At 74.1% G+C, this 20,308-nt stretch carries 23 protein-coding genes, 1 pseudogene and 1 riboswitch; of the genes and pseudogenes, 12 read left to right on the forward strand and 12 right to left on the reverse strand.

From position 1 onward, the window contains the following. Positions 1–77: 77 nt before the first annotated feature. Positions 78–1,208 carry a FecCD family ABC transporter permease gene (locus PED38_RS11225; protein ID WP_270981295.1) on the reverse strand — a complete coding sequence of 377 codons (1,131 nt, stop codon included), beginning with the start codon at positions 1,206–1,208 and terminating at the stop codon, positions 78–80. Between the two features lie 107 nt (positions 1,209–1,315). Between PED38_RS11225 and PED38_RS11230 the strand changes: the two genes are divergently transcribed. From PED38_RS11230 to PED38_RS11255, 5 genes and pseudogenes are all read left to right on the forward strand, one after another. Next, the gene (locus PED38_RS11230) at positions 1,316–2,581 is read left to right on the forward strand and encodes an AI-2E family transporter (protein WP_254654515.1); all 1,266 of its coding nucleotides are present in this window, start codon (positions 1,316–1,318) and stop codon (positions 2,579–2,581) included. Between the two features lie 57 nt (positions 2,582–2,638). Beyond that, a complete protein-coding gene (gene glpX, locus PED38_RS11235) occupies positions 2,639–3,625 on the forward strand; it encodes a class II fructose-bisphosphatase (RefSeq protein WP_270981298.1) in 987 nt (328 codons plus the stop codon). A 154-nt stretch (positions 3,626–3,779) separates the two neighbouring features. Then, a pseudogene (locus tag PED38_RS15880) lies at positions 3,780–4,594 on the forward strand (alpha/beta hydrolase). A 128-nt stretch (positions 4,595–4,722) separates the two neighbouring features. Next, positions 4,723–6,081 carry an ABC transporter substrate-binding protein gene (locus PED38_RS11250; protein ID WP_270981302.1) on the forward strand — a complete coding sequence of 453 codons (1,359 nt, stop codon included), beginning with the start codon at positions 4,723–4,725 and terminating at the stop codon, positions 6,079–6,081. A gap of 48 nt (positions 6,082–6,129) precedes the next feature. Further along, positions 6,130–6,194: riboswitch (guanidine-III (ykkC-III) riboswitch) on the forward strand. A gap of 10 nt (positions 6,195–6,204) precedes the next feature. Then, positions 6,205–6,528, forward strand: a complete 324-nt coding sequence (locus PED38_RS11255) for a DMT family transporter (protein ID WP_270981304.1) — start codon at positions 6,205–6,207, stop codon at positions 6,526–6,528. A 24-nt stretch (positions 6,529–6,552) separates the two neighbouring features. Here PED38_RS11255 and PED38_RS11260 read toward each other — a convergent pair whose 3' ends face one another. From PED38_RS11260 to PED38_RS11270, 3 genes are all read right to left on the reverse strand, one after another. After that, a complete protein-coding gene (locus PED38_RS11260) occupies positions 6,553–7,542 on the reverse strand; it encodes a carbohydrate ABC transporter permease (protein WP_063071570.1) in 990 nt (329 codons plus the stop codon). After that, complete coding sequence (locus tag PED38_RS11265; protein ID WP_270981306.1) at positions 7,542–8,507, reverse strand: carbohydrate ABC transporter permease; 966 nt, start codon at positions 8,505–8,507, stop codon at positions 7,542–7,544. Before PED38_RS11265 ends, PED38_RS11260 begins: the two co-directional genes overlap by 1 nt. Before the next feature lie 159 nt (positions 8,508–8,666). Further along, on the reverse strand, positions 8,667–9,788 hold the full coding sequence (locus PED38_RS11270) for an ice-binding family protein (RefSeq protein ID WP_270981308.1): 1,122 nt from the start codon (positions 9,786–9,788) through the stop codon (positions 8,667–8,669). 113 nt (positions 9,789–9,901) lie between these two features. On the opposite strand from PED38_RS11270, the gene PED38_RS11275 reads away from it, so the two are divergent. Continuing rightward, positions 9,902–10,324, forward strand: coding sequence for a GNAT family N-acetyltransferase (locus tag PED38_RS11275; protein WP_270981309.1), 423 nt, complete (start codon positions 9,902–9,904; stop codon positions 10,322–10,324). Between the two features lie 6 nt (positions 10,325–10,330). Here PED38_RS11275 and PED38_RS11280 read toward each other — a convergent pair whose 3' ends face one another. From PED38_RS11280 to PED38_RS11295, 4 genes are all read right to left on the reverse strand, one after another. Next, entirely contained in the window at positions 10,331–11,902 is a 1,572-nt protein-coding gene (locus PED38_RS11280; RefSeq protein WP_270981311.1) for an ABC-F family ATP-binding cassette domain-containing protein, read from the reverse strand. Between the two features lie 301 nt (positions 11,903–12,203). Beyond that, positions 12,204–12,362, reverse strand: coding sequence for a hypothetical protein (locus tag PED38_RS11285; protein WP_270981313.1), 159 nt, complete (start codon positions 12,360–12,362; stop codon positions 12,204–12,206). A gap of 3 nt (positions 12,363–12,365) precedes the next feature. Then, positions 12,366–13,190 carry a nitroreductase family protein gene (locus PED38_RS11290; protein WP_063071576.1) on the reverse strand — a complete coding sequence of 275 codons (825 nt, stop codon included), beginning with the start codon at positions 13,188–13,190 and terminating at the stop codon, positions 12,366–12,368. A 2-nt stretch (positions 13,191–13,192) separates the two neighbouring features. Then, positions 13,193–13,567, reverse strand: a complete 375-nt coding sequence (locus PED38_RS11295; protein WP_270981314.1) for a hypothetical protein — start codon at positions 13,565–13,567, stop codon at positions 13,193–13,195. 88 nt (positions 13,568–13,655) lie between these two features. On the opposite strand from PED38_RS11295, the gene PED38_RS11300 reads away from it, so the two are divergent. Then, positions 13,656–14,315 carry a histidine phosphatase family protein gene (locus PED38_RS11300; RefSeq protein WP_270981315.1) on the forward strand — a complete coding sequence of 220 codons (660 nt, stop codon included), beginning with the start codon at positions 13,656–13,658 and terminating at the stop codon, positions 14,313–14,315. Here the strand turns inward: PED38_RS11300 and PED38_RS11305 are convergent. Continuing rightward, entirely contained in the window at positions 14,282–14,641 is a 360-nt protein-coding gene (locus PED38_RS11305; RefSeq protein ID WP_063071579.1) for a hypothetical protein, read from the reverse strand. The two genes, PED38_RS11300 and PED38_RS11305, sit on opposite strands and share 34 nt — an antisense overlap. A gap of 271 nt (positions 14,642–14,912) precedes the next feature. On the opposite strand from PED38_RS11305, the gene PED38_RS11310 reads away from it, so the two are divergent. From PED38_RS11310 to PED38_RS11325, 4 genes are all read left to right on the forward strand, one after another. Continuing rightward, a complete protein-coding gene (locus tag PED38_RS11310; protein WP_063071580.1) occupies positions 14,913–15,251 on the forward strand; it encodes an STAS domain-containing protein in 339 nt (112 codons plus the stop codon). Continuing rightward, entirely contained in the window at positions 15,244–15,687 is a 444-nt protein-coding gene (locus PED38_RS11315; protein ID WP_063071581.1) for an ATP-binding protein, read from the forward strand. The genes PED38_RS11310 and PED38_RS11315 overlap by 8 nt, the downstream gene beginning before the upstream one ends. After that, positions 15,684–17,009 (forward strand): PP2C family protein-serine/threonine phosphatase, encoded by a 1,326-nt coding sequence (locus PED38_RS11320; protein ID WP_063071582.1) that lies wholly within the window; start codon positions 15,684–15,686, stop codon positions 17,007–17,009. Before PED38_RS11315 ends, PED38_RS11320 begins: the two co-directional genes overlap by 4 nt. Before the next feature lie 154 nt (positions 17,010–17,163). After that, a complete protein-coding gene (locus PED38_RS11325) occupies positions 17,164–18,399 on the forward strand; it encodes a PP2C family protein-serine/threonine phosphatase (protein WP_270981316.1) in 1,236 nt (411 codons plus the stop codon). Positions 18,400–18,439: 40 nt separating this feature from the next. Here PED38_RS11325 and PED38_RS11330 read toward each other — a convergent pair whose 3' ends face one another. After that, positions 18,440–19,114, reverse strand: coding sequence for a hypothetical protein (locus PED38_RS11330; RefSeq protein WP_270981317.1), 675 nt, complete (start codon positions 19,112–19,114; stop codon positions 18,440–18,442). 207 nt (positions 19,115–19,321) lie between these two features. Further along, the gene (locus PED38_RS11335; RefSeq protein ID WP_270981318.1) at positions 19,322–19,825 is read right to left on the reverse strand and encodes a DUF2087 domain-containing protein; all 504 of its coding nucleotides are present in this window, start codon (positions 19,823–19,825) and stop codon (positions 19,322–19,324) included. A 57-nt stretch (positions 19,826–19,882) separates the two neighbouring features. On the opposite strand from PED38_RS11335, the gene PED38_RS11340 reads away from it, so the two are divergent. Next, positions 19,883–20,023 carry a hypothetical protein gene (locus PED38_RS11340; protein WP_175345489.1) on the forward strand — a complete coding sequence of 47 codons (141 nt, stop codon included), beginning with the start codon at positions 19,883–19,885 and terminating at the stop codon, positions 20,021–20,023. 74 nt (positions 20,024–20,097) lie between these two features. On the opposite strand, the gene PED38_RS11345 is transcribed toward PED38_RS11340, so the two are convergent. After that, the gene (locus PED38_RS11345) at positions 20,098–20,289 is read right to left on the reverse strand and encodes a DUF2795 domain-containing protein (RefSeq protein WP_063071585.1); all 192 of its coding nucleotides are present in this window, start codon (positions 20,287–20,289) and stop codon (positions 20,098–20,100) included. Between the last annotated feature and the right edge of the window lie 19 nt (positions 20,290–20,308).

Here is a 20,308-nt window from a genome sequence, read left to right on the forward strand (position 1 = left end):
TTCCTGGGTCGGTCGGTCGATGTGCGGGGAGGGAGTGCGGGGACGAGGTGGCGGCGGGTCGTCGGCGGGTCGGCGGCTCAGGCCGCGCGGATCCCTCCGCGGCGGAGGAGGACGAGGAGGAAGGGCGCGCCGAGGATCCCGGTGACCACGCCGACCGGTATCTCCTGCGGCGCGAGGGCCGTGCGCGCGACCGTGTCGGCGCCGACGAGCAGCATCGCGCCGAGCAGCGCGGCCGCAGGGATCACCAGGCGGTGCCGCCCGCCGACGAGCCGCCGGGCGAGGTGCGGCACCACGAGGCCGACGAAGCCCACGCCGCCCACGCCCGCGACGATCACGCCGACCATCGCCGAGACGCCCACCATCAGGCCGATGCGCGCGCGCTCCGGGTCGAGGCCCGCGGAGCGCGCGGAGTCGTCGCCGGACGCGAGCGCGTCCACGAGCGGCGCGACCACGACGAGCGCGGTGAGGCCGACCGCGGCGGCCACGGCCGCTCCCGCGAGGGCGAGCGGCTGCACGCTGGCCAGGGATCCGAGCAGCCAGAACAGCACGGATCGCGCGGCCTCGGGGGAGTCGCTCGAGAACACGAGGAAGCTCGTCGCGGCGTTGAGCGCGTACCCGACGGCGAGCCCGGCGAGCACCAGCCGCAGCGGACCGCGGCGGTCGGCGGCGCCCGCGAGCAGGGTCACGAGGAGCACGGCGCCGATCGCGCCCGCGAGCGCGGCGCCGGAGAAGAGGAGCGCGCTGCCGCCGCCCGCGACGAGCACGACGAACGCGACGCCCGTGGACGCGCCCGAGTTGAGGCCGAGGAGGTACGGATCCGCGAGGGCGTTCCGCACCAGCGCCTGGAGGAGCGCTCCCGCGGCCGCGAGCACGGCGCCGGCGACGACGGCCATCGCGACGCGCGGCGCCCGCGTGCCGATCACGATCTGCGCGGCCGAGTCCGACCAGTCGCCCCGGGGGAGGCCGAGCAGGCGCTCGCCCAGGATCCCGGCGACCGTGGTCGGCGGCAGCGGCACGGGCCCGATCGCGAGCGCCGCGAGCACGACCGCGGCGAGGAGCAGGGCGAGCACGCCGAGCGTCGTGCGGCCCCGGCGGCGGGCCCGGCGGAGGACGGCGGCGACGGAGGGGGCGGAGGCAGCCGGGGCCGCGACGGGTGCCCGCCCGGCAGCGGGCGCGGGGGCATCGGGATGCTCGACGAGCGGATCCATCGGGCGTCCTCCTGTTGTCGAGAAGCATTCTCACATGTCCGATGGGCGACGCCCGACCCCTGGGGGCGGCGCCGCACGGATCCCGCACAGCGACGCGGAGGATCCTCATGCACACGCATCGGGCGCCGTCGCCCGCGTTCCCGTCGGGCCCCGCCATGATGGGCGCCGGCCTCACCTCGAATCGAGGGACGGTCCTCCTCGCGCATCCAGATCGGAGCACCGCCATGTCCCACGACGTCGAGCCCTCGCCGGGCGCGTCCGCGCCGCCCGTCGTCACGACCCCGCACGCCCGCCGCGCCGCCGAGCGCGGCGTCACCCCGGGCGTCCTGCTCGCCGCCGACTGGTCGTGGCGCCTCATCGTCATCGGCATCGCCGTGGCCGGGGCCGTGTGGATCCTCGTCTCGCTCAAGGAGGTGGTCATCCCGTTCCTCATCGGCCTGCTCGTCTGCGCGCTGCTGCAGCCGCTCGTCGCGTCGCTGCGGAAGCGCGGCTGGCCGGCGTGGGTCGCCATCACGTCCACGCTGCTCGCCACGGCCGTCGTCATCGCGGGGCTCGTGCTGCTGCTCGTCACGCAGATCAACACGGGCATCCCCACCCTGCAGCGCCAGGCCATGGCGCGCTTCGAGGACGTGCGCGACCTCCTCGCGCAGCCGCCCTTCAACGTGGTGCCGGCCGACTACGACGCGCTGCTCGCCTCCGCGGGCAAGGCCCTCGAGAACAGCCGCGAGGCGCTGCTCACCGGCGCGCTCGACGCGGGTCTCGGCGTCGGCCACCTGGTCACGGGCGCGCTGCTCGCCTTCTTCACCATCGTCATCGTGCTCATCGACGGCCGCGGCATCTGGGGCTTCGTCGTCCGGGTGTTCCCGCGGCGCGCGCGGCCCGCCATCGACGGCGCCGGCCGCGCCGGCTGGGGCACGCTCTCGGCGTTCACGCGCGTGCAGATCTTCGTGGCCGCGGGCAACGCGGTCGGCATCGGCATCGCCGCGTGGCTCCTCGGGCTCCCGCTCGCCATCCCCATCGCGGTCGTCGTGTTCCTCGCCTCCTTCATCCCGGTCGTGGGGGCCATCGTCTCGGGCGCCTTCGCGGTCGTCATCGCGCTCGTGTTCGTGGGGCCGCTGCAGGCGGTCATCATGCTGGCGGCCGTCATCGGCGTGCACCTGCTCGAGTCGCACGTGCTGCAGCCGCTCGTGATGGGCGGCGCCGTGCACGTGCACCCGCTCGCCGTGGTGCTCGCCGTCGCGGCCGGCTCCTACGTCGGCGGCGTCGCGGGCGCCCTGTTCGCGGTGCCCCTCGTGGCGACCCTCAACGTGATGGTCCGGCACATCGCCGGAGGTAGCTGGAAGGCCGGCGCCCCCGCCGTAGGATCGGACTGACGCACCTGCGGAGTCGACGGAGCCGACCGCCAACGTCTCTACCGGGAGGACCCCACCATGACCGAGGAGAACTACTCGAATCCGGATCGCAACCTCGGGATGGAGCTCGTGCGAGCCACCGAGGCCGCGGCCATCCGCTCCGCCCCCTTCATCGGCAAGGGCGACAAGAACGCCGCCGACGGCGCCGCGGTCGACGCGATGCGCAAGTTCCTCGGCACCGTCGCGTTCGACGGCCTCGTCGTCATCGGCGAGGGCGAGAAGGACGAGGCGCCGATGCTCTTCAACGGCGAGCACGTCGGCAACGGCTTCGGCCCCGCGTGCGACATCGCGGTGGATCCCATCGACGGCACGAGCCTGACCGCCGCCGGCCGCATGAACGCCCTCTCCGTCATCGCGGTGAGCGACCGCGGCAGCATGTTCGACCCGTCCGCGGTCTTCTACATGGACAAGCTCGTCACCGGCCCCGAGGGCCGCGGCGTCGTCGACCTCGACCGCCCCATCGGCGACAACATCCGCGCGCTCGCCGAGGCCAAGGGCCTCGCGGTCGAGGACATGCAGGTCGCCGTGCTCGACCGGCCGCGTCACGCCGACCTCATCGCGCAGATCCGCGCGGCCGGCGCCTCCACCCGCCTGCTGCTCGACGGCGACGTCGCGGGCGGCATCAACGCGGCCCGCCCCGACTCGCGCATCGACATGTGCGTCGGCATCGGCGGCACGCCCGAGGGCATCATCACGGCGTGCGCCATCAAGGCGCTCGGCGGCGTGCTCCTCTCGCGTCTCGCGCCCAAGGACGACGCCGAGAGGCAGCGGGCCGTCGACGCGGGCCACGACCTCGACCGCATCCTCGACCAGGACGACCTCGTCACGGGCGACAACGCGTACTTCGTCGCCACCGGCGTCACCGACGGCGCGCTCGTCGCGGGCGTCACCCGCCACCGCGGAATGATCCGCACCTCGAGCATCGTGCTCCGCTCCCACTCCGGCACCATCCGCCGCGTCGAGGCCGACCACCTCGTCTCCAAGTGGTACAGCCCCGCGGCCTGACCCGACGGCACGCGAGCCCGACGATGACCACCCCGACGCCCCGGCCCCGGCCCCGGCCGTGACGCGCACGCCCCGCAGCCTGCTGTCGCGTCTCGTGCCGCCGGTCATCGCGGTGGTCGGCGGGCAGGGCGAGTTCGCGTCGCCCGACCGCACGATGCGCCGGGCCGGCCGCCGCGTGCTGCGGCCGGGCGGGTTCGCCCCGCCGCCGCTCCTGCGCGGGGTGCGCGTCACCGCGCGGGTGGAGCGCGGCTGGCACGTCTACGAGGTGGCGCCGGCGCGGGCCGCGGGTGGCGATGGCCGCCGGGCCCTCTACGCGCACGGCGGCGGCTGGACCCACGAGATCTCGCCGTTCCACTGGTGGCTGGTCGCGGGCATCGCGCGCCGCACCGGCACGACCTTCACCGTGCCGATCTACCCGCTCGTCCCCTCGGGCACGGCCGCGGAGGTCGTCGAGCGCACGGCCGATCTCGCGGCGGCGCTCGTCGCGGAGGTCGGCGCCGACCGCGTCGCGCTCATGGGCGACTCGGCGGGCGGCCAGATCGCGCTGTCGGCCGCCCTGGCGCTGCGCGACCGGGGCGTGCCCGCGCCGCGCGACGTCGTGCTGCTCTCGCCCGCGCTCGACCTCTCCTTCGCGGATCCGCTCATCGCGCGCATCCAGCCCACCGACCCGTGGCTCGCGGTCGACGGGCTGCGCGCCGCCGTCGAGTCGTGGCGCGGGACCTGCCGGTGGAGGATCCGCGGGTCAGCCCGCTGCTCGGATCGCTCGCCGGCGTCGGCCGCATCACGGTGTTCACGGGCACGCACGACATCCTCTTCGCCGACGCGCGCGCCCTCGAGCGGAAGGCGGCCGCCGCCGGGCACCCGGTGCGGATCCACGTGGAGCCGAACCTGCTGCACGTGTACGCGCTCATGCCGATCCCCGAGGGCGCCCGCGCGCGTGACGCGATGGTGGAGCTGCTCCGCGCCTGACGCGAGCGCGCGCCCTGGCTCGGCCCGCGCTCGCGCCGTCCCGCCGGCGGCCGCCCGGATCGCGGGAGGAGAAGCGGCGTACGTTCGAGGAGCGGGCGACGAGGCCCGGTGCTCGCGGAGGGATCCCCATGACCAGGACACAGAGGACGCTCGCGGTGATCGCGGCGGCCGCCACGGCCACGCTGCTCGCGGGATGCGGATCCGGCGGCACGGGCTCGGCCGACGCCTCCTTCACGGAGGAGGCCACGGGCACCCTGAAGGCGTGGGCCTTCGACGGCGCGGACGACGTGGGGAAGGCCCGCATGCAGCACGCGGCCGACGCGCTCTCCGGCGTCACGATCGACCTCGACTCCACCGCGTTCGACGCGCAGAAGTTCACGACCCGCGTCGCGAGCGGCCAGACGCCCGACGTCGTGCAGATGGACCGCCAGTTCGTGGCGACCTACGCGGCCCAGGACCTGATCCTCCCGCTCGACGAGTGCTACTCCGTGAACGGCGTCGACCCGGAGGAGCGCTTCTACGAGTCCGTCACGAACGACATCCGCTACGACGACGCGATCTGGGCCGTGCCGCAGTTCTTCCAGCCGCCGGCGATCCTCCTGAACGAGCGCGTGCTCGCGGCGGCCGGCGTTACGGCCGACCAGTTCGACACCTCGAAGCCCGACCAGCTCCTCGAGGCCGTCGGGAAGGTCTACCGGGAGTCCGGCGGCGACCCCGCGGTGCTCGGCCTCGACGCCGTGCCCACCAGCCAGGCCGCCCTCTGGATGCTCGGCTTCGGCGGGCAGCTCGTCGACGACGAGGGGAAGCCCACCCTCGACGACGCCGCCAACCTCCCGGGCCTCGAGTTCCTCCAGCGGCTGTCCGACGCGCAGGGCGGCTACGCGAAGGCGAAGAGCTTCACGGACGCGTTCGACACCTTCGGCGACGGCAACCAGTTCGTGAAGGACCAGGTGGGCGCGCAGGTCGACGCCCAGTGGTACCTCAACGTGGTGGCGCCGTACCGCGACGACATCGACATCTCGGCCGTGCCGTTCCGCGACCGCGACGGCGAGCCCTTCGCGGTGGCCGGCGGATCCGCGTTCGTGATCCCCGCGGGCGCCGCGAACAAGGACGCCGCGTGCGCGTGGATGCTCGACCTCACGAGCCAGGAGGCGTGGGAGGCCGCGGGCGACGTCCGTGCCGCCACGGTCGCCGAGAACGGCGGCATCTACACGGGCCTGTTCACGGGATCCCCGGCCGCGGACCAGGCGGTCCGCGACGCCCACGTCGTGCCGAGCGGCGACGACGGGATCGACCAGGCCATCGCGACGTTCTACGACGTGGTGGCGGAAGGACGCTCGATCGGCGGGTCGCCCGCCGGGCAGCAGATCCAGAGCGAGCTCCAGAACGCGGTCGCCTCGACGCTCCTCGGCGACAAGACGCCCGAGCAGGCGCTCGGCGACGCGCAGACCGCGGCGATGCGGGCCTACGAGCAGGCGGCGCGCTGATCCGCCGATCTGCACACGCCGTGACCAGGGCGCCCGGGTAGCGTCGGAGGCGGGCGCCCACCCGCGCTCCCGGACGAGGGATCAGTACCCGGAACGCGACAAGACTGGCCGCAAGGAGAAGTCATGTCGTGGATCGTCCTCATCGTGTCCGGGGTGCTCGAGGCCGTGTGGGCCACCGCCCTCGGGAGGTCCGCCGGGTTCACGAAGCTCGTGCCGACCGTCGTCTTCGCCGTGACCGTCGTCGCGAGCATGGCCGGGCTCGCGTTCGCGATGCGCGAGATCAGCACGGGCACCGCGTACGCCGTGTGGGTCGGCATCGGCGCGGCGCTCACCGTGACCTACGCGATCATCACGGGCGAGGAGCCCGCGAGCGTCGTGAAGGTGCTGCTGCTGCTCGGTCTCGTCGGCTGCGTGGTCGGGCTCAAGCTGGTCGACACCGGGCACTGACCCGCGCGGCGCGGGCCGGACGGATCAGCCCTTCCGCCCCTGCGTCGCGATGCCCTCCACGAAGTAGCGCTGGCCGAACGCGAAGAGCACGAGCATCGGCAGGGTCACGAGGAGCGCCGCGACCATCACGAGCTGGTAGTCGCCCTGGCCGCCGTTCGTCGGGCTGAAGGCGGTCATCGCGTAGGAGAGGCCAAGCGGCACCGTGAAGCCCTCGACGCTGCCGGCGTTGAGGTAGATGAGCGACGCCTGCAGGTTGTTCCAGCTGGCCTGGAACTCGAAGATGAAGATGATGACGAACGACGGGATCGACAGCGGCAGCGCGATCCGTCGGAACATCCCGAAGTAGCTGGCGCCGTCGAGCCGCGCGGCCTCGAACAGCTCCCGCGGCAGGCCGAGGAAGAACTGGCGCTGCAGGAAGATGTAGAAGGCCGAGCCGAACAGGTTCATGCCGAACAGCGGGATCCACGTGCCGATGAGCCCGAGGTTCTTCCAGATGAGGAACTGCGGCACCATCGTGACGGCACCCGGCAGCATCATGGTCGCGAGCACGAGGCCGAACAGGATCCTGCGGCCCGGGAACCGGAAGTACGCGAAGCCGAACGCCACGAGCGCGCTCGAGATCGACACGAGCGCCGCCGAGAGCAGCGCGATCGCGAGGCTGTTGCCCATCCAGCCGAGGAGCGGGAGCTGCTCCCACACCTCCACGTAGTTCTGCGGCGTGAAGGTGCGCGGCCACAGCGCGTTGTCGAAGACCTCGCCGCGCGGCTTGAGGCTCGCGGCCAGCAGCCACGCGAACGGGTAGAGGAAGAGGAGCGCGAAGCCCACGAGCACCGCGGCGATGAGGCCGCGGCCGATGCGGGAGCGCACGCGGCGGCCGCGGTCGGGGTCGGCGCCCCGGGGCGACGGATCCCGCGACGGCCGCGGCGTGAGGGCGGCCGCGAGGCGAGGGTCGCCGGTCGCGGCGGCGGGCGTCGTGGTCGCGGCGGCGTCCGGCGTGCGGTCGGTGACGGCCATCAGCGGTCCCCCTCGTAGTAGACGAACCGGCGGCTCAGCTTCACCTGCACGAGAGTGATCAGCAGCACGATCACGAACAGCAGCCACGCCATCGCCGCCGCGAACCCGAAGTCGAACGAGCGGAACGCCTGCTGGAACAGGTACACGCCGTAGAACAGCGACGAGTCCGGGGAGGCGTTCGTCTGGTCGCGCCAGAAGAGCAGGTAAGCCTGGTCGAAGACCTGCAGCGCGGCGATGGTGAGCACGACGACGTTGAAGAAGATCGCGCCGGAGATCATCGGCACGGTGATCGCGAAGAACTGCCGCACGGGGCCGGCGCCGTCGAGCGACGAGACCTCGTAGAGCTCGCGCGGCACGTCCTTGAGGGCGGCCAGGAAGATCACCATGGTGCCGCTCACGCCCCACAGCGTCATGAGGACGATGGACGGCTTCACCCAGTCGGGGTCGATGAGCCACTGCGGGCCGTCGATGCCGATCGCCTCGAGCCCCTGGTTCACCGCGCCCGTGTTGCCGTTCAGGAGCAGCAGGAAGACGCTCGCGGTGGCGACCGTCGGGGTCATCTTCGGCAGGTAGTAGAGGGTGCGGAAGAGGCCGGCACCGCGGCCGAGGCGGGCCAGGAGGATCGCGAGCAGGAGCGCGAGGCAGACCTCGAACGGCACCGCGAGGATGGCGTAGAAGAGCGTGTTGCCGAGCGAGAGGGCCACGCGCGGATCCGAGAACAGCCGCTCGTAGTTCTGCGTGCCGACCGGGGTGGCCACGTCGGTGGCGAGGTTGTAGTCGCTGAACGAGACCACGAGGCTGTAGACCATCGCGCCGAGCGTGAAGACGAGGAACCCGACGATCCACGGGCTGATGAAGAGGTAGCCGGCCACGGCCTCGCGGCGGGCCATGCGGGAGCGGCGGGGACGGGGCGCCCGGTCGGCGGAGGCGCGGGCGCTGCGCGGCGGGCGGCTCGTCGTCGTCATGGTGGTCCTCGTCGACTGGTGGATCGGGGCGTCGTCGCTCCTCCTGCCGACCCTAGACCGGCTCCTCCTCGGCGTCCGGGTCGTGCGCATGACGGACGCCCGCCCCCGCGCGAGGCGGGGACGGGCGTCGGGTGATGCGGTGGTGCGGCCGCCGTGCGGCTAGCCGCGGCGGCGGCGGGCGCGGACCGCGATGACCGCGACGATGCCGGCCACGAGCGCCGCGGCGCCGAGCCCCAGCTCGAGGATGAGGCGCGCGCCGTCGCCGCCCGTGCGGGGGAGGTGGCCGCTCGTGGGCGGCACGTCGCCGGGAGGGGTGGACGACGGGACGCCGGAGGTGGGCGTGGGCGACGGGGTGGGCGTGGATCCGCCGGTCGTGCCGCCGGTGCCGCCGCCCCCTCCGCCGCCGGTGCCGCCGCCCGTGCCGCCGCCGGGCGTGGGCGTCGGGGCGGGCGAGGCCGAGGGCGCCGGGGTGGGCGTGACGACGGGCGTGGAGCCCGAGCCGATGGGCGAGGTGGTGCTGCCGCAGGTGGAGGCGACGAACGCGTCGTCGTCGAGGGTGACGGCTCCGTTGCGAGCGAGCGCGCGGCCGTCGACGGTGGCGCCGGTTCCGACGGAGATGGAGGTGAGCGCGAGGATCGACCCGGCGAAGCCCGAGTTCGTGCCGAGGCTGGCCGAGCTCGAGACCTGCCAGAACACGTTGCAGGCCTGGGCGCCGTTGACGAGCGAGACCCGGCTGCTCGAACCGGTGGTGAGCGTGGAGGGGGCCTGGATGACGAAGACCGCGGACGGGTCGCCCTGCGCGTCGAGCGTGACCGTGCCCGTGAGGCCGAGCGGGCCGCCCGCGGTGTAGACGCCGGGCGTGAGCGTGGCGCCGACGAGGTCGGCGGGGATGGCGGCGGTGGTGGGGCGCCCGGCCGCGTCGACGTAGGCGGTGGTGAGGTCGGACTGGGCCTGGCCGGCCGCGGCGTCGGCCGCGTGCGTGGCGCCGCCGACGATGCCGGGCGGGAAGCCCGTGACCGACGCGGACGGGCTGGTGCCGAGGTCGGCCGTGAGCGTGGTGAGGCCGGTGTTCGTGACGCCCTGGCCGGCGAGCACCGAGTAGGAGGCGGCGGTGCCGAGTCCGACCGTGGCGGTGGCGGCGAACGCGCTCGCGGGAGCGAGGAGCGCGGCTCCGAGACCGCCGGCGGCGGTGGCGGCGACGACGGCCGCGGTCAGCGCGACGGATCCGCAGCGCCTCCGGGTCGTGGACGAGGGCGTGCGGGCATGGCGCGACTGGGGCATGGGGCTCTCTCGTCCGAGTTGGGGCCGTCCGAGGTATGGCGGGCGGAACCGCGACAGTATCGAGGGAGCAGCGGGCTGCGGGCGCTCCGTCCACAGGCGGTTACGGTGTGGGGGTGACCCTTCCCGTGGACGAGATCCCGACCCGCGACGAGCTGCTCGAGCTCTACGGATCCGTCGGCTGGACCGTCTACACGCGCGACCCGGAGCGGCTCGAGCGGGCGCTCGCCGGATCCGACCTCGTCGCGACCGCGCGCGACGACGCCGGCACGCTCGTCGGCCTCGTGCGCACCGTGAGCGACGGGGTGTCGATCTGCTACGTGCAGGACCTCCTCGTGCGCCCCGACCGCCAGCGCGGCGGCGTCGGCCGCGCGCTCCTCGAGCACGTGCGCGACCGGTACCGGGACTGCGCGTTCATCGTGCTCACCACCGACGCGGGCGGCACCGACGACGCCGAGCGCTCGCACCCGTTCTACCGCTCGCTCGGCTTCGTGCCGCACGGGGAGCAGGGGCTGGCGGCGTTCGCGCGGCGGCCCTGACGGGGCTCACTCGAGCTCGATCCTCTCGTCGAGGTCGAGGCGGTCGAGCACCGTCCGGTCGTGGCTGACGATGACGAGCGCGCCACGGTGGGCACGGAGCGCCTCGACGAGGCGGTCGATGCCCGCCATGTCGAGGTCGTTCGTCGGCTCGTCGAGCACGAGGAGCTGCGGCGGCGGATCCGCCAGCAGCAGCCCCGCGAGCGCCACCCGGAAGCGCTCCCCGCCGGAGAGCGACGCGGCCGGGCGGTCGACGGCGTCGCCGCGGATGAGGAATCGCGCGAGCCGGTTCCTCAGGTCACGGGGCGGCACGTCGGGCGCGGCCCGGCGCACGTTCTCCAGCACGGTGCGGTCGTCGTCGAGCCCGTCGCGTCCCTGCGGGAGGTACGCGATCCGATCCGTCAGGGCGACGGCGCGGGTGTCGGGCAGCGGGTGCTCACGTGCGTCGGGTGCCCCGACGAGCTGCGCGAGCAGCGTGGACTTGCCCACCCCGTTCGCGCCCGTGATCGCGATGCGCTCCGGCCCCCGCAGCACGCGTGCGCTGCCTCGGACCGTGATCTCGGCGACGCGTCGGGAGGCGGGGAGCCCGGGATCCGGCAGGTCGAGCCGCAGGGGCGCATCCTCCCGGAGGTGCGACTCGGCCTCGGCGACCGCGTCCGCCGCCTGCCGCTCGGCGTCCGCGTGGGCCCGGTGGAGGCGCCCCGCCGTCGCCTCCGCGTGCTTCCGGCGCTCGTTCGCGGCCATCCGCGGCATCGACCCGCTCGCCCGCGCCCCGGCCTTCGCGCGGCGGGCGATCGTCGTCTCGGCCTCGATGCGCTGACGGCGCTCGGCGCGGTGCGCGTGCTCGGCCGCGCGGATCCGCCGCTCGGCCGCCGCCTGCTCACCGGCCACGCGCTCCTCGTGCTCCGGGAACGCGCCGCCGGTCACGGTGATCCGGCCGTCCCGGAGCTCGGCCACCTCGTCCACGTGCTCGAGCAGCTCGCGGTCGTGGCTGACGACGACCAGTGCGCCGCGCCAGCCGTCGACGAGGTCGAGGAGGATCCCGCGCGCCCGGCCGTCGAGGCTGTTGGTCGGCTCGTCGAGGATCGCGACGGGCCGGCCGCGGAGGCGCACCCCGCTGATCGCGACGAGCACGGCCTGCCCGCCGGAGAGGGTCGCGACGGGGCGGTCGAGGTCGTCCTCGGCGAGACCGACGTCGCGGAGCGCCGCGGCCGCGCGGGACTCCACTTCCCACTCGTCGCCGAGCGCGTCGAAGTGCGCCGGGTCGGGATCCCCGTCGAGGATCGCGCGCAGGGCCCGGAGCCGGGCGCGCACCCCGAGGAGGTCGGCGACCGTGTCGTCGGGGCCGGTGCGGAGCCGCTGCGGAAGGTGGTCGACCGGTCCGCTGGTGGCGATGGATCCGGATGCGGGCGCGAGGTCGCCGACGACGAGCCGGACGAGCGTGGACTTGCCGGCGCCGTTGCGGCCGACGAGGCCGGTCGTGCCGCGGCCGAACCGCGCGCTGGCGGAGTCGAGGACGAGCGCGCCGTCCGGCCAGGCGAAGGTGCAGCGGTCGAGCGTGATGGAGGGTGCGAAGGGCATGGGCCGTCCCGGTGGGTCGATGCGGGTGCACGACGACCACCGGTCCGCCGAGGCGGAGGGCGCGGCCCGGGGATGCGGGCGCGCGCGGGGGTCGTCAGTGCGTGATCAGCTGCTGCGCGAGGGGCGCAGTACCGGGGGTGAGGCGCATCGGTCCGACTTCCAGGCGGGGAGCCCCCGTGTCCGCGGCCGGACCGACCGGCCGGTGTGTCGGCCGCACCGGAGGCGTCGGGTCGCGACGGGGTACGCCTGGCAACCTAGGCGGTCGGGCGGCGGCGGGGCAAGGGCAGCCCGCGGGCGCGCGTCAGCCGGGGAGCGTGCGGGCGCTCTGCGGGTCCTCGACCAGGCGCGGGGCGTGGTCGAGGCTGCCGGGGAAGTTCAGGTGGGTGAAGCGGCCGTCGGGGTCGTAGGACGCGGCGGGCGTCTGGATCCCCGATCCGCGCACCCAGCCGTCGTCGGCCACGCGTCAGCTCCGGTCGACGGGGCGGCCGGGCTCGGCGGGCTCGTCCCACCCCTCCTGCGGGGTGTCGCACGTGCCGCGGAACACGTACTGCGAGGGGCGCTTGCGCTCGCGGCTCGACCAGTCGATCGCGGGGCGGCGGGCCTCCGGCGGCAGATAGCCGAGCCGGTAGACGGCCATGAGCTGGAGCTCCGGCGGCACGCGGAGCAGCTCCTCGACGCGGGTCCACTGCGCGCGGATCTCCATCGGGAACGAGATGAACTGGATCCCCATGCCGAGCTCCACGGTCGTCAGCCACACGTTCTCCATCGCCGCGCCCAGCGAGAACGTCGAGTAGAAGGATGCGAGGGACTCGGGGCGGTCCTCGGCGCGGTCGAGCATCACGCCGATGAGCAGCGGGCTGCCCGCGACGAGCCGCCGGTTCTCGCGGCCGAGCGTCTGCGGCACCCGGAGCGCGTTCATGAGCCCCTGGCCGCGCGGCGTGAAGGCCTGCTTCGTGAAGGGGCGCAGCGGCGCGGGCAGCCTGTCGAAGAGCATGCCGTCGCGGCGCCGGTCCATCTCCTCCTGCGAGAAGCGGAAGTGGTGCTTGTAGCGCTCGAAGAACGTGCCGTTCGACATCGTCTCGGTCATGCTCTCGCCGCTGATGTCCGCGATGCGCTCGATGGTGTCGCGCTCCTCGATCAGCACGAAGCGCCACGGCTGGCTGTTGAGCTGCGACGGCGCGCGGCCCGCGACCTCCATCAGGAGCCGCTGGTGCTCCTCGCTCACGGGATCGGGCAGGAAGGCGCCGTTGGTGGTCTTCCGGGCGCGCAGGACGTCGAGGAACTCCACGTTCATCTCCAGGCGGTGAGGGTGCCCCAGGCGTACCAGGGCGCGGCGGTCAGGGCGACGGCGGGGTGCCGGCGGGTGCGCGTGCCGGCGGCGGGGAGCGCGGCGAGCGGGATCAGGGCGGGGGCGAGCCGGAGCGCGGCGCGACGGCCGGTGGCGCGGCCGGGGGCGGCTGCCCGGAGCGCGACGGCCAGCGCGACCGCGGTGAGGGTGCTCGTGAGCAGGTACGCGCGGTGGTGGAGGCGGAGCTCGGGGCGCGGCGGCAGGATCCGGGTGGCCGCGGCGATCCCGATGGCGCAGTTCGCGAGGTACGCGGCGCTCGCGGCGGCGAAGGCGATGCGCACGCCGGGCGACGCGGCGCGGGTGCGGCTCCTGGTCATCCCCTGCGACGCTAGTCCGGGCCCGGCACGACGACCGGGCCCGGGCGGCGGCGCACAGCCGCGGGTGAGATCCCGGTTGGATGGACCCATGCAGACCTCCCCGGCCGCCCCCGCGCGCCTGCTCCTCACCCGGCACGCGCCGACGCCCTGGAACCGCGAGTACCGGTACGACTCGCGCACCGACATCGACGTCGACGACGACGCGGCGGAGCAGCTCGCGCCCCTCGCGGCGCGGCTGCGCGGGGAGGGCGTGGAGCGGATCCTCGTGAGCACGCTGTCGCGCGCCCGCAGCACCGCGCGGATCCTGCAGGAGCAGGGCGTCGCGCCGGGCGTGGTGCCCGAGCCGCGGGCCGAGCTGGTGGAGCTCGACTTCGGCGGCTTCGAGGGGATCACGCGCGACGAGCTGCGCGGCCCCGTGCACGGGGCGGCGTTCGCGGCCTGGCTCACGGGCGAGGACGGCGAGCCCGCGGCGCCCGGCGGCGGCGAGACGTGGGCGGCGGCCGCGATCCGGGCGCGGGCGGTCCTCGACGACGTCGCGGCGGATCCGCGCACCACGCTCGTGGTCGCGCACGGCTACCTGCTGCGCGTGCTCTACCTCTCGGCGCTCGGGCGCTCGCCGGCGCTCACGCGCTCGCTGGTGTGGGCCAACGGGCAGCTCATCGAGCTGGAGCGCGACGGATCCGGGTGGCGCGAGCGCGGCTCCGCACGCGCCGCTCAGCAGGCCGGATCCGCGTCCGTCGCCGGATAGCGCAGCTGGAACACCACGTCGTCGAGCGCGCCCGTCCACACCATGTCGTCGCCGGAGCGGGCGAGCGGGCCGTCGGTGAGGTCGATGGCGTCCGCGAGGCCGAGGCCCGCGATCCACGACTCGACGATCTCGCGCCGCAGCTCGGGGGCGTACGCGTCGGCGTCGCCCGCGAAGTGGATGCCCTCCCACAGGCCGCCGAGCTGCCAGGCGAGCGGCGGCAGGCCGCGCACCTCGCCCTCGGCGTTCCACGCCATCGCGATGGAGGTCTCGATGGCCTGCCGCGTGATGCGGCGCTCGGTCGGGACGTGCTCGGGTGCGGTCGACACGGTCGTCTCCTCGTGCGGCCGGGGGCCGTGCTCGGCGGGTGGGGGATCCCGGAGCGACACTGCCGCGTGCGCCCGGCCGTCGCCAGCCGGATGCGCTCCACGGACACCATCCGGAACCCTTCGTCCCCTCATCGTATTTCCTCGATTGTGGGAGGATGTGCCCGGACGGATGCCGGGGATCAGCGCAGGGCACTGCGCGGACCGGGCACGGACCGTCGTCGCGTCCGGGGGGATGCCGACGCCGGCGCAGCGTCCGAAGCGAGGGGGATCCATGGCGTTCACGACCGCCACCGCACGCCGGGAGGACGACGTCACCGTCGTCGCCGTGACGGGCATGCTCAACATGGCCTCGGCCCCGGAGCTCCGGGAGGCCGTCCACGACGCGCTCGCCGGCGGGGCGTCCCGGATCGTGGTGGACCTCGCCGAGGTCGACTTCATCGACTCGTCCGGGCTGGGGGCGCTCATCGCCGGCCTCAAGTCGGCCCGCGACGCCGGCGGCGACCTGCGGCTGTCGGCCCCGGGACCCCAGGTCGCGATGGTGCTGCAGCTGTCGAACCTCGACCGCGTGCTGATCGCGTCGCCCACGTCCGAAGCCGCGTACCGTGACTGAGACCACGCGGTCGCTGACCCTCCGCTCGCCCGGCCAGGACGTCGACGCCGTGCACGGCTTCATCGCCCGCCTCTGGGACGAGCGTCCCGACATCGGCGCCCTCGACCGCATGGCGTTCGAGACGGCCCTCATCGAGCTGGCCTCCAACGTCATCGAGCACGCCGACCACGGCCAGGGCGTCACGTGCGAGGTGAGCGTCACCGTCGACGCCGGCACGATGAGCGCGCGGCTGCGCGACGGATCCGAGCCCGGCGACTTCCGCCTCACCCCGCGCGAGATGCCCGGCGAGGACGCCGAGTCCGGCCGCGGCCTCGCGATGGTCCAGCTGCTCTGCGACGACCTCTCCTACGAGCGCGTCGGCGCCGAGAACGTCTGGAGCGTCCGGCGCACGCGCGCCGAGCCGGAGGTCGACGGCGCCGCCGGGTCGCCGGCGTGAGCACGCCGTTCAAGCTGCCGCGCGTCTTCTCCTCGCGTCCGGCGCCCGCCTGGGTCGAGCGCATGGCATGGGTGCCGCAGACGGGTCCGCGGGCGATCGGTCCGGCGGGCCCGACCGCGCTCGTCAAGCAGCTGCCGATGGTCGCGATGTTCGGGCTCGCCGTGGTGATGACCCTCGCCGTGCCGACCCTCACCGTCACCTCGCCGCGCGCCCTCCTGATCTCCATCGCGCTGGTCGCGCTCGCGACCCTGCTGGCCGCCGCCGTCGCGCTGCGCCGGGAACGCGCCCGCCTCACGAACCTCGTGCCCGCGCTCGACATGGTCGCCATCGGCGTGCTGCGGATCGCGACGGGCGAGAACGCCTCCATCTACGGGACCCTCGTGATCCTCCCCGTGGTCTGGTTCGGCCTGAACCCCGGCCGGTGGAACGTGCTCGTCGCGTTCGTCGGCGTCTACGTGACCTTCGGCCTCCCGCTCCTCCTCGAGCTCGGCGAGCAGAACGCGAACGAGCTGTGGCGCGGCTTCTACAGCGCCGTGGCCTTCGCGCTCGCCGCCTTCGTCGTCAACGAGCTGTCGCGGCTCACGCGGCTGAGCCTCGAGGCGTCGCGCGCCCGCGAGCGCGCGAGCCAGGAGGAGATGCGGCGCGCCTCCGTCGTGCAGCAGGCCCTCCTGCCCAAGGCGCTCGTGCCGCTGCCCGGCTACCAGGTCGCCGGCGCGTGCCTGCCGTCGAAGGCCGTGGGCGGGGACTTCTTCGACTGGTACCCCGTGAAGGAGGGCCTGGCGTTCACGCTCGGCGACGTCATGGGCAAGGGCATGGGCGCCGGGATCATCGCGGCCACCGCGCGCGCGGTCGTGCGCAGCGCGAAGAACGTGCCGGATCCGGTCGTCGCCATCGAGCGCACCGCCGACTGCTTCACCGCGGAGCTCGGCGAGACCTCGACGTTCGCCACGGTCTTCCACGCCCGCGTGCGCGCCGAGGACCACACCGTGCTCTACGCGGATGCGGGCCACGGGCTCACCGCGCTGGTCCGCGCGGACGGGTCGCACGAGCGCCTCGAGTCGGCCGACCTGCCGGTGGGCGTGCCCGGCGCCTCGGGCTGGAGGTCGCACGCGCTGCGACTCGACCCCGGCGACCTCATCGTGACCTTCAGCGACGGCGTGCTCGACCTCTACGACGGCACCCTCGGCGCGGTCGACCGGGTGGCCGAGCTGGCGCGCGAGTCGGCGTCCGCGGAGGAGCTCGTGGAGCGGATCACGGCGCTCGCCGCCGGCCAGGAGAACCCGGACGACGTGACCGTGCTGGTCCTCCGCCGGGAGGCGTGAGGCCCCCGGAGACGGGTCGTCCGGGCTCGGTCCACGCCCAGGACGCGCACGTACACTCGGCCCAGGCGCCCGGATCCGGGGGGATCGTGCGCCGGTCGGGTCTCCCGTCCGGTGCGGCCGGCGCCGGGACACGCAGGGGGACGACGACATGACCATGCAGCAACCCGTCGCGCGCTCGGTCGGCTCGCCTCCGTCCGGCCGGTCCACCGAGATGCCCGCGGCGCTCGGAGCCGAGGACGAGCTGGTGCGCCTGCGGGCCGTGCACGACCTGCGGCTCGTCGGATCCGCGGCCGAGGAGCGCTTCGACCGCGTCACCCGCATCGCGCGCGAGATGTTCGACGTGCCCGTGGCCGAGATCAACCTGGTGGCCGACACCGACCAGTTCACGAAGTCGCCGCAGCCGCACGGGGTCTCGCTGCTCTCCGACCGCACGCAGTCGTTCTGCGACGTGACCATCCGCTCGCCCGACCTCCTCGTCGTGCCGGACGCCACCCGGGACGCGCGCTTCGCCGAGCGCACCACGGTCACCGGGCCGCGGCACATCCGCTTCTACGCCGGGCGGCCGCTCCGCGCGGGCGGCCAGACCGTCGGCACGCTGTGCCTCGTCGACACCGAGCCGCGCGACCTCGACCCCGCGCAGGAGAAGCTGCTCGACGAGATGGGCGCGTGGGTGGAGCGCGAGCTCCGCGACAGCGCGGACGAGGAGGCGGCCGGGGAGATCCAGCGGCGGCTCCTGCCCGTCGACCGGCCGCTCTGGCCCGACTTCGAGCTGGCCGGGATCAGCATCCCGTCGCGCGGCGTCGGCGGCGACTTCTACTCCTGGGGCGAGGACGCCGACGGCCTCCACGTGACCCTCGCCGACGTGATGGGCAAGGGCGCGGGCGCGGCGATCCTCGCCTCGGCCGTCCGCTCCGGCTTCCAGGCGCACCGGGGAGCCGACGTCCAGCGCACCGTGAGCGCCGTGCAGGCGCAGCTCCAGACCGACCTCGACGCGACCGAGACGTTCGCGACCTTCCTGCACTGCCGGGTCGATGGATCCACCGGCGCCTTCGCCTACGCCGACGGCGGCCACGGCCTCACCCTGGTGCTCCGCGCGGACGGGTCGCACGAGACGCTGCCGGCCCTCGGGCTGCCGCTCGGCGTCGTGCCGGACGCCACCTGGACGACGGCCGCGGGCGAGCTCCGCCCGGGCGACCGCCTCCTCGCCTTCACCGACGGCGCCCTCGACCTCTTCGACGGCTCGCTCGACTCGGTCGTGCCGCTCGTGGAGCTCGTGCGGGACGCGGCCGACGCCGCGGAGACGGTGCAGCGCATCCACGACGCGGTGGCCGGCGTGCGCGTCGGCGACGACGTGACGGCGGTGTGCGTGCGGTACGCGGGCGGGGCCTGAGGTGAGCTGGATCCTGCCCGAGCGGTCGCTCCGCGGAGGATCAGGCGTCTTCGTCTCTGTGGAAGGTCCCGATGCGCTGTTTCGCCTCGGGACTGGTCTTGCGCGTCGCCATTCGCGCTAGACGTAGGCGACGGGCAGCACGGTGCGTCCTCCAGGACGTGAGCGAGTCCCGGACCGAGACCTGGCGCCTCCGTGCTTCGATCCCGGCCTGATCCAACACCATCCGGTCCAGGTGACGAGTCGACAACCGGGTGAAGACGAGCAGACAACCCGTGATCCCGACGACGTAGAGGATCAGGCCGGAGATCACGTCGTAGAGATGATCAGCGGGATCTGGTCGCGCGCGTGAGGTGATCAAGATCGCGACGCCCGTCCCGAAGAGGATCGCACTCACGAATCCCATCAGGAGCCACGGTCCGCGGGCTGGCTCCACGGGGAGCGCCTGGACCGCGAACCTCGCGGCGCTGATCCGCACTGTCTGCTCGAGCTTGTGGATCTCTGCCTCGTGTATGCGCTGAGCTTCCCGCTGATCCAGATGGGGGTCCATACCACCCGTGCCGAGGCTGCGCATCAGTTCGAGGTTGCGACCGGCCTCCACGGTCCGGTCCGGCTGACGTCGGCCCTTGAGTATCAGGAGTTGGTAGATGACCGTCCAGATCAAGCTCAACGCGGCGGTCAGCGCGGCCAGGAGCGTCGCGATCACCGGCGGCGTCATGCTTCTCCCCTGAACTCCACGTGCGGGGCATCGCCCATTCGGCTAGAAGGCGACATCATCGTCCTCACTCTCTCGTCGGAGGGCTCACCGGGACCGAGACGGCCGGCGTGCTGGGAGTCGGTCTCCAGCAGAGCCACCGCCCGGACGTTACATGCAGCCTCCGACGGAGACGGGCTGGCACGGAATGGCACCCGATGGGCTTCGAGCTCAGTTCGCGGCCCGCGCGTACTCGGATCCCGAGCGCGTCCGCAGCACGAGGCCCGCGTCCACGAGGTGGCGGCGGAGCAGCGCGTGGTCGTCGGTGAGGCGGACCAGGCGCGCGGTGAGGGCCTTCTCGTCGAGGACCTCTTCCGGATCCAGCACCTGGGCGACGACGTGCCGCAGCAGGGCGTCGAGGTCGGCCGGGGAGGCCGGCCACTGCGCGATGCGGCCGTCGCGGAGGAAGCGCTCGACGCCCTGGGCGGGCGGGGTCGCGGGCTGCTGGGCGAGGATCGCGCGGAAGACGGCGTCGGGCGCGGTCGCGGTGTCGTCCTCCGCGACCGCCACCAGCCCCGATCCGGTGAGCGCGCGTGCGGCCTTCGTGCGTCGGGCGGGGGAGAGGTGCGCGAGGGCGTCGCCGAGGGAGGAGCCGAGCACGACGCGCGCGTACGCGGCCCGCATCTCCGCGTCGGCGAGCACGGCGGCGATGCGGCGCGGGTCGATGTGGTCCATGCCCCCATCCTGCCCGGCGCCTTCCTGCGCGCCGAGCGGGACGGATACGGTCGGGACATGCCCGTCCTCCGCCTCCTCGGCCGCGCCCTGTCGCGGATCCTCTACGTGCTCGGCAAGGGCCGCATGGCCGGTGACGGCCAGAACCCGGCGAACGGCGACCCGATGGGGTTCGAGAAGCCGCAGCAGTACCGACCCTGAGTGCGGCCCACCACGCACGACGGCCCCCGTCCTCACCAGGAGGACGGGGGGCCGTCGCGTCGTGCGGGAGCGGATCAGCTCGCGTCGGATACCGCCTGGTTGATCGCGGTCGGGGCGTCGTACTCCTTGTCGGCGATCTTCCGGAGCGCGTCGAGCGTGCCGGAGTCGGCGCCCGACTCCTCCGCCTTCTTCACGATCGCGTCCTTCGACGCCGGGTAGTCGAGGCCGCTGAGGTGCTTCTGGAGCTCGATGGGATTGATGGCCATGGGGTGTCCTCTCGTCGGT

Origin of the sequence: Clavibacter sp. CT19, assembly GCF_027858075.1 — a bacterium.
Taxonomy (GTDB): Bacteria; Actinomycetota; Actinomycetes; order Actinomycetales; family Microbacteriaceae; genus Clavibacter; species Clavibacter tessellarius_A.